15 protein-coding genes and 1 tRNA gene are annotated in these 14,120 nt (G+C 64.3%); 14 read left to right on the plus strand and 2 right to left on the minus strand.

Going from position 1 to position 14,120, the window contains the following annotated elements; translation table 11 throughout:
- Positions 1-181 precede the first annotated feature (181 nt).
- Positions 182-1,078, minus strand: a complete 897-nt coding sequence (gcvA, locus tag P5705_RS21800) for a transcriptional regulator GcvA (RefSeq protein ID WP_277462935.1) — start codon at positions 1,076-1,078, stop codon at positions 182-184.
- Positions 1,079-1,332: 254 nt separating this feature from the next.
- Between gcvA and P5705_RS21805 the strand changes: the two genes are divergently transcribed.
- From P5705_RS21805 to P5705_RS21830, 6 genes are all read left to right on the plus strand, one after another.
- On the plus strand, positions 1,333-2,718 hold the full coding sequence (locus P5705_RS21805; RefSeq protein ID WP_277462936.1) for an amino acid permease: 1,386 nt from the start codon (positions 1,333-1,335) through the stop codon (positions 2,716-2,718).
- A gap of 188 nt (positions 2,719-2,906) precedes the next feature.
- Positions 2,907-3,395, plus strand: coding sequence for a PaaI family thioesterase (locus P5705_RS21810; protein WP_277462937.1), 489 nt, complete (start codon positions 2,907-2,909; stop codon positions 3,393-3,395).
- Positions 3,396-3,912: 517 nt separating this feature from the next.
- Complete coding sequence (locus P5705_RS21815) at positions 3,913-4,308, plus strand: DUF4398 domain-containing protein (protein ID WP_277462938.1); 396 nt, start codon at positions 3,913-3,915, stop codon at positions 4,306-4,308.
- Between the two features lie 10 nt (positions 4,309-4,318).
- Positions 4,319-5,092 (plus strand): OmpA family protein, encoded by a 774-nt coding sequence (locus P5705_RS21820; RefSeq protein ID WP_277462939.1) that lies wholly within the window; start codon positions 4,319-4,321, stop codon positions 5,090-5,092.
- 104 nt (positions 5,093-5,196) lie between these two features.
- Entirely contained in the window at positions 5,197-5,745 is a 549-nt protein-coding gene (locus tag P5705_RS21825) for a GNAT family N-acetyltransferase (protein WP_277462940.1), read from the plus strand.
- Positions 5,738-6,433, plus strand: a complete 696-nt coding sequence (locus tag P5705_RS21830) for a glutathione S-transferase N-terminal domain-containing protein (protein ID WP_277462941.1) — start codon at positions 5,738-5,740, stop codon at positions 6,431-6,433. The genes P5705_RS21825 and P5705_RS21830 overlap by 8 nt, the downstream gene beginning before the upstream one ends.
- A gap of 79 nt (positions 6,434-6,512) precedes the next feature.
- On the opposite strand, the gene P5705_RS21835 is transcribed toward P5705_RS21830, so the two are convergent.
- Positions 6,513-8,129: an inorganic phosphate transporter gene (locus P5705_RS21835; RefSeq protein ID WP_277462942.1), complete on the minus strand. Its 1,617-nt coding sequence runs from the start codon at positions 8,127-8,129 to the stop codon at positions 6,513-6,515.
- 128 nt (positions 8,130-8,257) lie between these two features.
- On the opposite strand from P5705_RS21835, the gene P5705_RS21840 reads away from it, so the two are divergent.
- From P5705_RS21840 to P5705_RS21875, 8 genes are all read left to right on the plus strand, one after another.
- Entirely contained in the window at positions 8,258-8,653 is a 396-nt protein-coding gene (locus tag P5705_RS21840; protein WP_277462943.1) for a DUF488 domain-containing protein, read from the plus strand.
- A gap of 14 nt (positions 8,654-8,667) precedes the next feature.
- Positions 8,668-9,099, plus strand: a complete 432-nt coding sequence (locus P5705_RS21845; RefSeq protein WP_277462944.1) for a GNAT family N-acetyltransferase — start codon at positions 8,668-8,670, stop codon at positions 9,097-9,099.
- A gap of 288 nt (positions 9,100-9,387) precedes the next feature.
- Positions 9,388-9,777, plus strand: coding sequence for a helix-turn-helix domain-containing protein (locus P5705_RS21850; RefSeq protein WP_011534584.1), 390 nt, complete (start codon positions 9,388-9,390; stop codon positions 9,775-9,777).
- A gap of 63 nt (positions 9,778-9,840) precedes the next feature.
- Positions 9,841-10,479 carry a response regulator transcription factor GacA gene (gene gacA, locus P5705_RS21855; protein WP_011534583.1) on the plus strand — a complete coding sequence of 213 codons (639 nt, stop codon included), beginning with the start codon at positions 9,841-9,843 and terminating at the stop codon, positions 10,477-10,479.
- A gap of 9 nt (positions 10,480-10,488) precedes the next feature.
- Complete coding sequence (gene uvrC, locus P5705_RS21860; protein WP_277462945.1) at positions 10,489-12,312, plus strand: excinuclease ABC subunit UvrC; 1,824 nt, start codon at positions 10,489-10,491, stop codon at positions 12,310-12,312.
- Between the two features lie 33 nt (positions 12,313-12,345).
- Positions 12,346-12,906, plus strand: coding sequence for a CDP-diacylglycerol--glycerol-3-phosphate 3-phosphatidyltransferase (pgsA, locus tag P5705_RS21865; protein WP_011534581.1), 561 nt, complete (start codon positions 12,346-12,348; stop codon positions 12,904-12,906).
- Positions 12,907-12,969: 63 nt separating this feature from the next.
- Positions 12,970-13,045 (plus strand) — tRNA-Gly (locus P5705_RS21870).
- Positions 13,046-13,262: 217 nt separating this feature from the next.
- Positions 13,263-14,027, plus strand: coding sequence for an SDR family oxidoreductase (locus tag P5705_RS21875; protein WP_277462946.1), 765 nt, complete (start codon positions 13,263-13,265; stop codon positions 14,025-14,027).
- The last annotated feature ends 93 nt before the right edge of the window (positions 14,028-14,120 follow it).

Genomic DNA, 14,120 nt, shown 5'->3' on the forward strand with positions numbered 1-14,120 from the left:
TGCCGGGTCTATATTTCGCAAACGAATTAATTGATTGCAGTCATTCCTTTAATTCGTGATTAAGGCTGGAGCGGTGTTGCTGTTGCTGGCCTCATCGCGGGTAAACCCGCTCCTACAGGTCTCCCACAGCCTTCGGCTTGTCTGGGGGGATTTGCCCGCGAAGGGGCCTGTACAAGCGACATCAACTCCCCTCGGCCACCCGCTCGCGAATCCACTGCACGAATGCCCGCACCTTGGGTACCTCGGCCGCATGCTCGGCATGGGCCATGAAATGCCGGCCGTTGCTCGCCAGCGGATGATCCCAGGCCACCACCAGCTTGCCCTCTGCCAGCTCTTCGGCCACGAGATAGCGTGGAATGAGGGCGATGCCGCAACCGGCGATGGCGGCGCGGATGCACAGGTAGAACGTGTCGAAGCGTGGCCCGTGGTAACTGTTCTGGCTGTGCAGGCCCAGGCCCAGAAACCACTCGTGCCAAGCCTCCGGGCGCGAGGCGCATTGCAGCAGGCGGTGTTCGGCCAGGGTCTCTGCGCTGGCCAGGCGACGTTGCGCCAGCAAGCTTGGCGCGCAGACCGGCACCACCTCTTCACTGAACAGCTCGATGCAGGTTGCCCCCGGCCAGGTGCCCTGGCCGAAGAAAAAGGCGATGTCGGCCTTGGCCTGCACCAGGTCGAAGGGCTCGAGCTCGTTGCGGATATCCAGGTGGATGCGCGGGTGGCGATCGCCGAAGCCCTTGAGCCTGGGCACCAGCCAGCGCGCGCCGAAGGTGGGCTGGGTGGCGATGCACAGCACTTCGGTCTCGTCGCCGTAGCTGAGGATGTAGCGGCTGGAGATGTCGATCTGGGTGAGGATCTTGTTCACTTCGGCCAGGTACAGCGCGCCCGCCGGGGTCAGGTGCAGGCGCCTGCGGATGCGCTGGAACAGCGGGTGGGCCAGCATCTCCTCGAGCTGCGCCACCTGCTTGCTGACCGCGCTCTGGGTCAGGTGCAGTTCCTGCGCGGCACGGGTGAAGCTCAGGTGGCGGGCTGCGGCCTCGAAGCATTGCAGGGCGGTGGTGGAGGGCATCAGGCGTCTGGACATGGCGAGGTGTTACCCAGCGAAAATGGAAGAAGTTCAATCCGTCAGGGAATGATGTGCTTCGAAAAGGTCGTTTGTTGAGTCGGCGCCATAGATTAATACTGACCTGGATCAACAATGACAACCGATTGTTCGTAGAGGAGGGAAAGTTAGCGACCGGCGTTTCACAACAACAAGAACGAGCAACTCCGACCTACAGAATTCTGCTTCTACTTTCAGTCGTCCTTAGTGGCGGCCGACCCATTCGAGGGTTCCCCATGGCATCGCCAGACAACAAAAAACAGCGCGCCTTGCAACACGGCCTGACCTCGCGCCAGGTGTCCATGATCTCCATCGCCGGCATCATTGGCGCCGGGCTGTTCATCGGCTCTTCCAACGCCATCGCCACCGCCGGCCCGGCCATTCTCATTTCCTACGCCATGACCGGCCTGCTGGTGCTGCTGGTGATGCGCATGCTCGGTGAAATGGCCATCGCCAACCCTAACAGCGGTTCGTTCTCCACCTACGCCAGCGAGGCCATCGGGCCGTGGGCGGGCTTCACCATTGGCTGGCTGTACTGGTGGTTCTGGGTGCTGATCATCCCGGTCGAGGCCATCGCCGGCGCGGATATCCTGCATGCGTATTTCCCAGGCGTGCCGTCCTGGCTGTTCGCCTTCCTGATCATGGTCGTGCTGTCGGGCAGCAACCTGGTCAGTGTGAAGAACTTCGGCGCATTCGAGTACTGGTTCGCCCTGGTGAAGGTGGTCGCCATCATTGCCTTCATCGTGGTCTGCAGCCTGGCGGTGTTCGGTTTCTGGCCGCTGGCCGAAGTGTCCGGGGTCAGTCGCCTGTGGGGCAACGGTGGGTTCATGCCCAATGGTTTCGGTACGGTACTGGGCGGCGTGCTGATCACCATCTTCTCGTTCTTCGGCGCCGAGATCGTCACCATCGCCGCCGACGAGACCGCCAACCCGAAAGACAAGATCCGCCGCGCCACCAACCTGGTGGTGTACCGCATCGCCATCTTCTACCTGGCGTCGATTTTCCTGGTGGTGTCGCTGGTGGCGTGGAACGACCCGGGGCTCAAGGCGGTCGGTTCGTTCCAGCGGGTGCTGGAAGTGCTGAACGTGCCGGGCGCCAAGCTGCTGGTCGACCTGGTGGTGCTGGTGGCGGTCACCAGTTGCATGAACTCCGGCTTGTATACCGCTTCGCGCATGCTTTATTCGCTGGGGGCCCGTGGCCAGGCGCTGGGCATGACCAAGCGTATTTCCGGTGCCGGCGTGCCGACGGTGGCGGTCGTGCTTTCGACGTTGGCGGGCTTTGCCGGTTGCCTGGTCAACTATGTGTTCCCCGGCAAGGTGTTCGGCTTCCTGTTGTCCACCACCGGTGCCATCGCCCTGCTGGTGTACCTGGTGATCGCCGTGTCGCAACTGCGCATGCGGGCGCGCGCCGAGCGTGAAGGCCGGCCACTGGAACTGAAGATGTGGCTGTTCCCATGGCTGACCTGGCTGGTGATCGGCACCATCGTCATGGTGCTGGGCTACATGCTGTTCAGTGACGCCTACCGCTACGAAACGCTGATGACCGCCGGGGTGACGCTGTTCATCCTGCTGGTGTCGCTGACCCAGCGGCGCAATCGGGTCCCGGCGTTGCCCAACACCTGACAGCCGATGCGATCCCTGTAGGAGCCGGCTGTGCCGGCGAACACCGGCACAGCCGGTGCCCGCCCCCGCGTTGCCTGGTTCGCCAGCAAGGCTGGCGCCTACCTGGATACGGTATTGACGCAGGCGCGGGGCGTGGCGCTACCATCGGCCAGTGCTGCCTGCCCAACTCCAACAAGCAAAGGACGCCCATGACCGATTCCCTGCAACTCCTCGCCGCCCCCGAAGGTATTTGCTACGGCTGCGGCTGCGCTCACCCCAGCGGCCTGCATGTGCAGAGCCACTGGGACACCGATGGCATTCACCTGCTATGCCGCCACACCCCCGACGAAACCTTCACCGGCTGGCCGGGCCTGGTCTATGGCGGCCTGCTGGCGATGCTGGTGGACTGCCACTCCAACTGGACCGCGATGGCCTATCACTACCGCGCCGAAGGCCGCGAGGCCGGCAGCCTGCCACGGATCGACTGCGTCACCGGCCAACTCGGGCTGACCTACCTCAAACCGACGCCGATGGGCGTCGAGCTGCTGCTCAAGGCGCGGGTCGAAGGCGAGGTCGGGCGCAAGAGCCGGGTGATCTGCGAGGTCTGGGCCGGTGATGTGCGGACGGTGCTCGCCGACTCGGTGTTCGTGCGGGTCGACACCGAAAAGCTCAAGCTCAAGGCCCACCAGCAGGTCTAGGCCTTGGCCGCCTGTTTTGCCGTGTGGGCTGACCGTATCTGTTGCGGTCGGCCCACAGCACGGCCTCCCACCTGATATTTCTGTCAGTAGACGCCAACCAGGCTGAAATCCTACCGCCAGCAAGCGTCGTTTCGACGTGACAACTGCACGGACTGGAGGCGGCATCATGCCCGACGGAAATACCCTGCTAGATGGAAAAGAGCCCAATCCCGCTCGATACCTGCAAGGCACTGGCCGGGCCGGGAGGGGAAAGCTCAATCGCTTGTCGAATTTCCTTACGGCTCAATTGCGAAAAGTCCTATTCGGCTGCTGGTTCGCTGGGAATAGTCTGATGCCGTTTTCGCAGCAGTCTGTCTTGGGTGTTCGCGTATTCCTGATGCCTGAAAGGACTCCATCTCAGCATCAGGGCCGGTTTTATGGCGAGCAACCCAGACGTTTCCTACGCCTTCAGTCCAATTCCGGTGATGAGCGAAGCTCGCCGATCGCCGGTTCGCGTACGCAGCACAGGAGCTTTTCCATGCGTGTCCCTTTCAATCGCAAATCGCTGCCGCTGGCCGGCCTGCTCATGATCCTGGGCGGATGTGCCAGTGTCACGGTCCCCACCGAGCAGGTCGAACTCACCCGTAGCGCCGTCAACCGTGCGGTCGCCGCCGATGCCACCCAGTATGCGCCGGTGGAGATGCGCGCTGCCCAGGACAAGCTCGGCGCCATGGATCGCGCCTTCGGCGAGAAGCGCTACGAACAGGTCCGCACCCTGGCCCAGCAGGCCGAGGCCGATGCCCGCCTGGCCGAGACCAAGGCCCGGGCGCAGCGCACCGAAGAACAGTTGAAAACCGCGGAAAAAGGTATCGAGGTGCTCAAGCATGAAATGCTCACCGAGCCGGGTGCCGTCCCCACGAAGCCAGGCCAATAAGGAGCCGAACATGTCGAAACGTTATCTGCTGCCGGCCATGTCCGTGCTCGCCCTGGTGATCGCCGGCTGCGCCGCGACCCCGGAAAACCCACGCCTGGTGGAGGCCCGCGAGGCCTTCTCGACCCTGCAGGGCAAGCCGGAGTCTCATCGCCTGGCCGCCTTGGAGACCCAGCAGGCGCAAGCCGCGCTGGGCAAGGCCGAAGAAGCTTCGCTGGCCAGCCGCAAGTCGCCCGAGGTCGAGCAGTTGGCCTACTTGGCCAACCGCAAGATCGAGACGGCCGAGGAAACCATCCGCCTGCGCAAGGCCGAGGCCGGTATGCGCGGCATCGAGGCTCGTCGCGCCGAGGCTCGGCTGGAGGTGCGCACTGCCCAGCTCAATGCCTTGAAGGCGCTCAAGGGCAAGGAGACCGACCGTGGCACGGTGGTGACCTTCGGCGATGTGCTGTTCGACACCGGCCGCGCCGAGCTGCGCAGCCGCAGCCACGACGATATCCAGCGCCTGGCGCAGTTCCTGCGGGACAACCCTGAGCGCAAGGTGCGGGTCGAAGGCTTCACCGACTCCACCGGTGGCGATGCCTTGAACCTGCGGTTGTCGGAGAACCGCGCGTCGGCTGTGGCCCAGGCGCTGCGTCGCCAGGGTGTGGACCCGGCGCGCATCGTCAGCGCCGGCTACGGCAAGGCGTCCCCCGTGGCGAGCAACGCCGATGCGCATTCGCGCCAGCTTAATCGCCGGGTGGAGGTGATCGTCTCCCGCGACGCGGAACCGGTGAGGACGCGTTACTGAGGCCTGAAGGCGATCCGGTGAAAACCGGGTCGCCTTTTCATTTGCACCACCCCGGCGGGGCTGGCATTGTCGGAGGCGATCCGGACGCCCGACAGGATGTTGCCATGCCCTACCAGATCCGCCCGGCCCGCGACGCTGACAGCAGCGCGCTGAGCCACGTCGGCCAGGCCACCTTCGCCTTGGCCAGCCCACCCGACAGCGCCCCTGCCGCGCTGCAGCACTATATCGCCCACAACCTTCAGCCCGAGCATTTCCTGACGCACCTGCAGCATCCTCACAAGCGCCTGCTGGTGGTCGAGGAGAGGGGGCGGGTGGTGGGCTACAGCATGCTCGACCTGGCGCCCGGCACCCTGGGTATCAGCACCGCCGACCACCTGGTGGAGGTTTCCCGTTTCTACCTGTTGCCTGACGTCCATGGCAGCGGGGTGGGGCAACAGCTGCTGGAAGCGACCCTGGCCCACATCCACGGTGCAGTGCGCCTCACCGTCAACGAACTCAACACGCGGGCCATTCGCTTCTACCAGCGCAATGGCTTTTGCAAGGTGGGGGAGGCGGTTTTCCCGTGTGGCGAGGAGCGCCATCGCGACTGGGTGATGGTCAGGGATGCCGCGTTGTCTACCAACCCTATACAACCAAGGCCCGAACATGACTGATCTGTCCGCGTTCCCCATTACCCGCAAGTGGCCGGCCCGGCACCCGGAGCGGTTGCAACTGTACTCGCTGGCCACGCCCAACGGGGTCAAGGTTTCGATCATGCTCGAGGAGATCGGCCTGCCGTACGAAGTGCACAAGGTCAGCTTCGAGACGGACGACCAGCTGAGCCCCGCGTTCATTTCACTCAGCGCCAACAACAAGATTCCGGCAATCCTCGACCCGGATGGCCCCGGCGGGCAACCGCTACCGTTGTTCGAGTCGGGGGCGATCCTGCAGTACCTGGCCGAGAAGAGCGGCCAGTTGCTGAGCCACGACCCGGCCCAGCGCTACCAGACACTGCAGTGGCTGATGTTGCAGATGGGCGGCATCGGGCCGATGTTCGGCCAGGTGGGGTTCTTCCACTTCTTCGCAGGCAAGGACTACGAGGACAAGCGGCCGCGGGATCGTTACGTCAACGAATCGAAGCGCTTGCTGGGTGTGCTGGATCGGCACCTGAAGGGGCGTGAATGGATGGTGGACGCCTACAGCATCGCCGATATCGCCATCTTCCCCTGGGTGCGCAACCTGGTGGAGCGCTACAACGCGCGGGAACTGGTGGGGTTCGATGAGTTCAGGGAAGTGCAGCGGGTGCTGGCCCGCTTTCTCGAGCGCCCGGCGGTGCAGCGTGGCCTGAAGATTCCTGGCTGATAGTTTGCCCTTGTAGGAGCCAGCCTTGCTGGCGAACGGCGGTGTGTGCGGTTCGCCAGCAAGGCTGGCTCCTACAGGATCAGAAGAGCTGGTTGAGCAGCCAGTACAGGCTTCCGGCCAGCAGCATCGCCGCCGGCAAGGTCAGCACCCAGGCCATCAGCAGGTTGACCAGGGTGCGCTTCTGGATCCCCGAGCCGTTGGCCACCATGCTCCCGGCTACACCGGAGCTGAGCACGTGGGTGGTCGACACCGGCAGCCCGAACATGTCCGCCGCGCCGATGGTGCACATCGCCACCACCTCGGCCGAGGCGCCCTGGGCATAGCTCAGGTGGGTCTTGCCGATCTTCTCGCCGACCGTGACCACGATGCGCCGCCAGCCGACCATGGTGCCCAGGCCCAGGGCGATCGCCACCGCCACCTTGACCCACAGCGGGATGTAGCGGGTGGCATCGTCCAGCTGGCGCTTGAACAGTTGCACATGGCGACGGGTGTCGGCGTCGAAACGGGCCAGCTGGTGCTTGTCGAGCAGGCGGATCGCCTCGCTGGTCAGGTACATGTCGTTGCGCACGTTGGCCATGGCCTCGGCGGGCACGCGCTTGAGCGAGCCGTAGCCTTTGACTTCCTCGCCGATCATGCCGGTCAGCGCGGCGAGGGCGGGAACCAGGTCGGGGCTGGCCGTGGGCGTGCTGATGAACGCCGTCAGCACCTGGCGTGGGTCTGCCGGGGCCGGCAGCGGCGCACTGCGCACCAGGGCCTGGCGGGTCACCTCGGCCACGGCCGAGAACTGCAGGGCCTGCTCGTTGGGCATGGTCTTGTTCAGGGCGTAGGCCATGGGCAGGGTCCCGACCAGAATGAGCATGATCAGGCCCATGCCTTTCTGCCCGTCGTTCGAGCCATGGGCGAACGACACGCCGGTGCAGGTCAGGATCAGCACGCCACGGATCCACCAGGGTGGCGGGGTCTGGCCTTCCGGCGCCTGGTACAGCTCCTGGCGCTTGACCAGCGCGCGCAGGGCCAGCAGCAGCAGGGCGGCGCAGGCGAAACCGATCAACGGCGAAAACAGCAGGGCATAACCGACCTTGCTGGCCTGGGCCCAGTCCACCCCGCTGGTGCCGTCGCGCCCATGCATCAGCGCGTTGGCCACGCCCACGCCGATGATCGAACCGATCAGGGTGTGCGAGGAGGAGGCCGGCAGGCCCAGCCGCCAGGTGCCCAGGTTCCAGATGATCGCCGCCAGCAGCAGGGCGAAGACCATGGCGAAACCGGTGCTGGAGCCCACCTGCAGGATCAGTTCGACCGGCAGCAGGGCGATGATGCCGAACGCCACCGCACCGCTGGAAAGCAATACACCGAGAAAATTGCACAGCCCCGACCACACCACCGCCACCGGGGCCGGCAGCGAGTGGGTGTAGATCACCGTGGCCACGGCATTGGCGGTGTCGTGGAAACCGTTGACGAACTCGAAGCCCAGGGCGATCAGCAGCGCCAGGCCCAGCAGCAGGAATGGGGTGACGGTGGTGACCACGGTGCCGCTGGCGCTGACGTCCTGCTTGAGGCTCCAGAAGGTGTAGGCCAGGCCGGCCAGGAGCAGGCCGATGAACAGGGTGAGGGTGGCGCGGCTGGGTTTGTGTGCAAGATGGGGGCGTGAATCGCGGTGGGCCAGCTGCGGCTGGCTGGCCAGTGACGGGGTTGCCATGGGGGCTCCGGTTGGCGTCGGGCAAGGGTGCCGAAGGCTTTCAGCATAGAAACAAATCGTTACTTGTGCGTGACCTCGGTCAATGAACGCCTTAGGCTTGCTGAGGTGAGATGTCGCGCAGGTGGCTTATGATTCGATGCAAGCGTGTCTACGAAGCGGCATTGCCGAGCGATGGCCAGCGCGTGTTGGTCGATCGCCTGTGGCCGCGCAACACGCGCAAGGAAGACCTGCAGGGCCGGTGGTTGCGTGAGGTGGCGCCATCCGACGAATTGCGCAAGGCGTTCCATGCCGGTGAGCTGGATTTTGCCGGTTTCACCCGGCGCTACCAGCAGGAGCTGGCTGCCCATCCCGAGCATTGGTACCCCCTGCTGGACGTGGCCGACAAGGGCGTCCTGACCCTGCTGTATGCCGGCAAGGACACCGAGCACAACAATGCCCAGGTACTGGCCCGCTGGCTGGAAGACGAACTGGAGCGACGCGGCCCGGGCAGTTCACCGGTCTGCTATGCCCCCGAACCCCCTTGATCCGTGTGTTTGAGATGCCCCTCCAACTGATCCCCGCCACCGATAGTCATCGTACCTTCGCCCGTGACCTGACCCGTCGCGCCATGCTGCCGTACTACCATGAATTCGACCTGCTGTGGATCGAGGAAGCCTTCGACGAAGCCTGGGGCTGGCGCGAGCAGTGGCTGGTGGTCGAGGACGACCAGGTGCTGGGCTTCTGCAGCCTGAGCCAGGACCGCCAGGCTTTGTACATCCGCGAGTTGCACCTGCTGCCTGAGCATCGTGGAAGAGGTGTAGGGAGTTGGGCACTGCAGACGTTGGCGAACTGGGCGGCGCAACGGCGTTTGCCACTGCTTCGCTTGACGGTGTTCAGCAGTAACCCGGCGCGACAGCTGTACCTGCGCCGGGAATTTGTAGAGGTGGGTGTTGATGAATGTTTCGTGCGAATGCAGCGGCACGTGCCATGAGCTTTGAAAGGAAAAGGCTCTTCTTGGTTGTCCATTTTATTGTTTGATGCACTTCGCAATCGTGCCCTGCAGGTGCTGGCTTGCCGGCGAATACTCGCAAGGCTGGTGCCACACAACATGGCTCAATAACCACCCTCATTGCCCCGGCTTTCAGGGGCGGGGCAATGGCGTGGCGCAATGATGGCTTGCAAGGATTGGATCCAATTGGCATAGTGCCGAGCGAATGCAGACGCATTCACTCGGGTGCTGGATGCACCCGTTTACCATCCATGCAAAGGAGGCACGCAGATGAACGGATTTGGTCCCCGCCTACGAGAAGAGCGCGAGCGCCTGGGCCTGACCCAGCGCGTATTCGGTGATATCGGGGGGGTAGAGCCCAACGCCCAGGGCAAGTACGAAAGCGGCGAGCGCACACCGCGCATGGACTACCTGGCTGCCGTGGCGGCCAAGGGCGTCGATGCGCTGTACGTGTTGAGCGGGGTCTGCACCCCCGCGCCCCTGGACAGCCTGACCGCCGACGAAGACCGTCTGCTCGGCGCCTTTCGGCGTTTGCCGTCGGCCGACCAGGCCGCGGTATGGCACCTGCTCAATCGCCTGGCAGGTGAAATGGACGGGCCGGATGCACCGCGGGTACGGCGCCTCGACCGGCAGGCATACTTCCATGACGCTTTGCGCTAGGTTTGCCGTGAAATTTTTTGTTAAGGTGGCGGGATCCAATCGCCCCACTAACGAGGTGTCTGCTTGATTAGGGTCCTGGTGGTCGACGATCACGATCTGGTGCGTACCGGCATCACGCGCATGCTGGCCGACATCGACGGCCTGCAAGTGGTGGGGGAGGCGGACTCCGGCGAGTCCGCCCTCAAACTCGCCCGTGAGCTCAAGCCCGACGTGGTTCTGATGGACGTGAAGATGCCAGGGATCGGCGGCCTGGAGGCAACGCGCAAGCTGCTGCGCAGCCATCCGGACACGAAAGTGGTCGCGGTGACCGTGTGCGAGGAAGACCCGTTCCCCACCCGGTTGCTGCAGGCGGGTGCCGCCGGCTACCTCACCAAGGGGGCCGGGCTCGACGAGATGGTCCAGGCGATTCGCCTGGCCTTCGCCGGCCAGCGCTACATCTGCCCGCAGATTGCCCAGCAACTGGCGTTGAAGTCGTTCCAGCCCCAGGGCTCGCCGTTCGACGCCCTTTCGGAGCGGGAAATCCAGATCGCCCTGATGATCGTCGGCTGCCAGAAAGTGCAGATCATCTCCGACAAGTTGTGTCTGTCCCCCAAGACCGTCAATACTTACCGTTATCGGATCTTCGAAAAACTCTCGGTCACCAGCGACGTCGAACTGACGTTGCTGGCTGTCCGCCACGGTATGGTCGACGCAAGTCTTTAAACACACCTCATGTCTCAACCTTTTGACGCAAGCGCGTTCCTGGCGACCTGCAGCGGTCGCCCGGGCGTGTACCGGATGTTCGACGGCGAAGCCCGGCTGCTGTATGTGGGCAAGGCCAAGAACCTCAAGAAGCGCCTGGCCAGCTATTTCCGCAAGACCGGCCTGGCGCCGAAGACGGCTGCCCTGGTGGGGCGTATCGCCCAGGTCGAAACCACCATCACCGCCAACGAGACCGAAGCGCTGCTGCTCGAGCAGACGCTGATCAAGGAGTGGCGGCCTCCCTACAACATCCTGCTGCGCGACGATAAATCCTACCCGTATGTATTCCTGTCCGACGGTGAATTCCCGCGCCTGGGCATCCACCGTGGCGCGAAGAAGGCCAAAGGCCGCTATTTCGGCCCTTACCCCAGCGCCGGCGCCATCCGTGAGAGCCTGAGCCTGTTGCAGAAGGCGTTCTCGGTGCGCCAGTGCGAGGACAGCTACTACGCCAACCGCACCCGCCCGTGCCTGCAATACCAGATCAAGCGCTGCAAGGGACCGTGCGTGGGCCTGGTAACGCCCGAAGAATATGCCGAGGATCTGCGCCACTCGGTGATGTTCCTCGAAGGCCGCAGCCAGCAGTTGGGCAACGAGCTCAACGCCGAAATGGAAAAGGCCGCCATGGCCCTGAACTTCGAGAAGGCCGCCGAACTGCGCGACCAGATCGCCCTGCTGCGCCGGGTTCAGGACCAGCAGTACATGGAAGGTGGCTCCGGCGATGTCGATGTGGTGGCGGCCTTCGTCAACCCGGGCGGCGCTTGCGTGCACCTGATCAGCGTGCGCGGCGGCCGGGTGCTGGGCAGCAAGAACTTCTTCCCGCAGGTGGGCATTGAGGAGGAGGTGGCCGAAGTCATGGCCGCATTCCTCTCCCAGTACTACCTGGGCAACGCCGAGCGCGAACTGCCGGGCGAGCTGATCGTCAACGTGGTGCATGAGGACTTCGACGCCATCACCGAGGCCGTGCGGACGCTGCGCGGCCGCGAGCTCAGCATCAGCCACCGGGTGCGCGGCACCCGGGCCCGCTGGCAGCAACTGGCGGTGACCAACGCCGAACAGGCTCTCAACGCCCGCCTGGCCAACCGCCAGCACATGGCCGCGCGCTTCGAGGCGCTGGCCCAGGTGCTCGACCTGGATGAAGTGCCGCAGCGCCTGGAGTGCTACGACATCAGCCACTCCAGCGGCGAGGCCACCGTGGCCAGCTGCGTGGTGTTCGGCCCCGAAGGCCCGCTCAAGTCCGACTACCGCCGCTTCAACATCGAAGGCGTCACCGCTGGCGACGACTACGCAGCCATGCACCAGGCCCTGCAGCGTCGCTATGGGCGGATCAAGGACGGCGAGGGCAAGCTGCCCGACGTGCTGCTGGTGGACGGCGGCAAGGGCCAGTTGAACATGGCCCGCGACGTGATGCAGGACCTGGGGTTCGGCGACCTGACGCTATTGGGGGTGGCCAAGGGCGTGACCCGCAAGGCCGGTTTCGAGACCCTGTACCTCAACGACGTGGCCCACGAGTTCACCCTCAAAGGCGACTCGCCGGCCCTGCACCTGATCCAGCAGATCCGCGACGAGGCCCACCGTTTCGCCATCACCGGCCACCGCGCCCGCCGCGGCAAGGCGCGCCGCACCTCGAGCCTGGAAGATGTAGCCGGGGTAGGGCCGAAGCGCCGGCGCGACCTGCTGAAACATTTCGGCGGCCTGCAGGAGCTCAACCGCGCCAGTATCGACGAGATCGCCAAGGCCCCGGGCATCAGTAAAAAGCTTGCCGAGTCGATTTATGCCAGCCTGCATAGCGAGTAGAATGCCGGGCTCAACTCGCAGCCAGTCGTACCGATGAATATTCCAAACCTGCTCACCGTTCTACGCGTCCTGCTCATCCCGATCTTCATCCTGCTGTTCTATGTGCCCTATCACTGGAGCTACATGGCCGCCAGCACGGTGTTCGCCATCGCCGCCGCCACCGACTGGCTCGACGGCTACCTGGCCCGTCGGTTGCAGCAGAGCACGCCATTCGGCGCCTTCCTCGACCCGGTGGCCGACAAGCTGATGGTGGCAGTGGCCCTGGTGCTGCTGGTGCAGGTGCACGCCAACTTCTGGCTCACGCTGCCGGCGGCGGTGATCATCGGCCGCGAGATTGTGGTCTCGGCGCTGCGCGAGTGGATGGCCGAGCTGGGGGCGAGGGCGCATGTGGCGGTGTCGAACCTGGGCAAGTGGAAGACCGCCGCGCAGATGCTGGCGCTGGTGATCCTGCTGGCCAACCCGCCGGTGCTGACCTTCTGGGTGGTGCTGGGCTATGGTTTGCTGCTGGTGGCTGCCGGCCTGACCCTGGTGTCGATGGTGCACTACCTGCTGGCTGCCTGGCCGCACCTGCGCGAAGGTTCGGAGCAGAAATAAAAGTTTTTTGAATCAAGGGGTTGACGCCGTTCTGTATTTCGATAGAATGGCGCCCATCACGACGCGGGAATAGCTCAGTTGGTAGAGCACGACCTTGCCAAGGTCGGGGTCGCGAGTTCGAGTCTCGTTTCCCGCTCCAAATTCGATCCGCAGTGCGTCGCTGGGATCACAAAGAAGAGGCCGAAAGGCCTCTTTTTTTATGCCTGGATTTTTGTGCCCTTTCCTTTATCTACCCTCGGCCGCACATCGACGGTGCCGGATGGAGGCAGGGCGCAAGAAACGGAGTGAATCTGTCGGCACCGTACCCGAGAGTGGTTCGCACAACCGTGCAACCACCCTCAGGACGAGGCTCCATCATGCAACTGACAGACAAAGTGGCAATCATCACCGGCGCCAGCTCCGGCATCGGCCGGGCGGCGGCGCAGTTGTTCGCCAGGCACGGCGCGCGGCTCGTGCTCACGGCTCGCCGCCAGGGCGAACTCAACCAATTGCTGGATGAGTTGGACGGTGGCGGGCAGGGGGCGGCCATTGCCGTGCCCGGCGATATCACCGATCCTGCATTGGCAGCGGAACTGGTGCATGCCGCCATACGGCACTTCGACGGCCTGGACATCGCCTTCAATAATGCCGGCACGCTCGGTGAGCTTGCGCCTACGTCCGACCTGGCGCTGGAAGCCTGGCGTCACACACTCGATACCAACCTCACCAGCGCGTTCCTTTGCGCCCAGGCGCAGATCCCCGCGTTGCTGAATCGCGGCGGCGGTTCACTGATCTTCACCTCGACCTTTGTCGGCCACAGCGTGGGCATGCCGGGCATGGTCGCCTATGCGGCGAGCAAGGCCGGGCTGGTGGGTTTGACTCAGGTGATTGCGGCGGAATATGGCGCGCAAGGCGTGCGTGCCAATGCCCTGCTACCGGGTGGCACCGACACGCCCATGGGGCGCAGCGCGATGAGCAGCCCCGAAGCGCGGGCTCACGTCGAAGGGCTGCATGCCCTCAAGCGTCTGGCCCGGCCGGAGGAAATCGCCGAGGCGGCGTTGTTCCTGGCTTCGGAGGCGTCGAGCTTCATGACCGGAGCGGCGATGGCGGTGGATGGCGGGGTGTCGGTTGTTCGGGGCTGAAGTGTGCTCAATTGCGGGGAAAGTCCGCTCCCACGCCTTTTCCTGTAGGAGCGGCACAAGGCCGCTTGTGTCTTGATGGGGGATTAGAATCTG

The organism is Pseudomonas entomophila (assembly GCF_029478665.1).
Lineage (GTDB): Bacteria > Pseudomonadota > Gammaproteobacteria > Pseudomonadales > Pseudomonadaceae > Aquipseudomonas > Aquipseudomonas entomophila_F.

What these genes read in the sequence shown, in the direction of transcription:
- gcvA (WP_277462935.1), bottom strand. Translation starts at nt 1,078, where the DNA reads ATGTCCAGACGCCTGATGCCCTCCACCACCGCCCTGCAATGCTTCGAG.
- P5705_RS21805 (WP_277462936.1), top strand. Translation starts at nt 1,333, where the DNA reads ATGGCATCGCCAGACAACAAAAAACAGCGCGCCTTGCAACACGGCCTG.
- P5705_RS21810 (WP_277462937.1), top strand. Translation starts at nt 2,907, where the DNA reads ATGACCGATTCCCTGCAACTCCTCGCCGCCCCCGAAGGTATTTGCTAC.
- P5705_RS21815 (WP_277462938.1), top strand. Translation starts at nt 3,913, where the DNA reads ATGCGTGTCCCTTTCAATCGCAAATCGCTGCCGCTGGCCGGCCTGCTC.
- P5705_RS21820 (WP_277462939.1), top strand. Translation starts at nt 4,319, where the DNA reads ATGTCGAAACGTTATCTGCTGCCGGCCATGTCCGTGCTCGCCCTGGTG.
- P5705_RS21825 (WP_277462940.1), top strand. Translation starts at nt 5,197, where the DNA reads ATGCCCTACCAGATCCGCCCGGCCCGCGACGCTGACAGCAGCGCGCTG.
- P5705_RS21830 (WP_277462941.1), top strand. Translation starts at nt 5,738, where the DNA reads ATGACTGATCTGTCCGCGTTCCCCATTACCCGCAAGTGGCCGGCCCGG.
- P5705_RS21835 (WP_277462942.1), bottom strand. Translation starts at nt 8,129, where the DNA reads ATGGCAACCCCGTCACTGGCCAGCCAGCCGCAGCTGGCCCACCGCGAT.
- P5705_RS21840 (WP_277462943.1), top strand. Translation starts at nt 8,258, where the DNA reads ATGATTCGATGCAAGCGTGTCTACGAAGCGGCATTGCCGAGCGATGGC.
- P5705_RS21845 (WP_277462944.1), top strand. Translation starts at nt 8,668, where the DNA reads ATGCCCCTCCAACTGATCCCCGCCACCGATAGTCATCGTACCTTCGCC.
- P5705_RS21850 (WP_011534584.1), top strand. Translation starts at nt 9,388, where the DNA reads ATGAACGGATTTGGTCCCCGCCTACGAGAAGAGCGCGAGCGCCTGGGC.
- uvrC (WP_277462945.1), top strand. Translation starts at nt 10,489, where the DNA reads ATGTCTCAACCTTTTGACGCAAGCGCGTTCCTGGCGACCTGCAGCGGT.
- pgsA (WP_011534581.1), top strand. Translation starts at nt 12,346, where the DNA reads ATGAATATTCCAAACCTGCTCACCGTTCTACGCGTCCTGCTCATCCCG.
- P5705_RS21875 (WP_277462946.1), top strand. Translation starts at nt 13,263, where the DNA reads ATGCAACTGACAGACAAAGTGGCAATCATCACCGGCGCCAGCTCCGGC.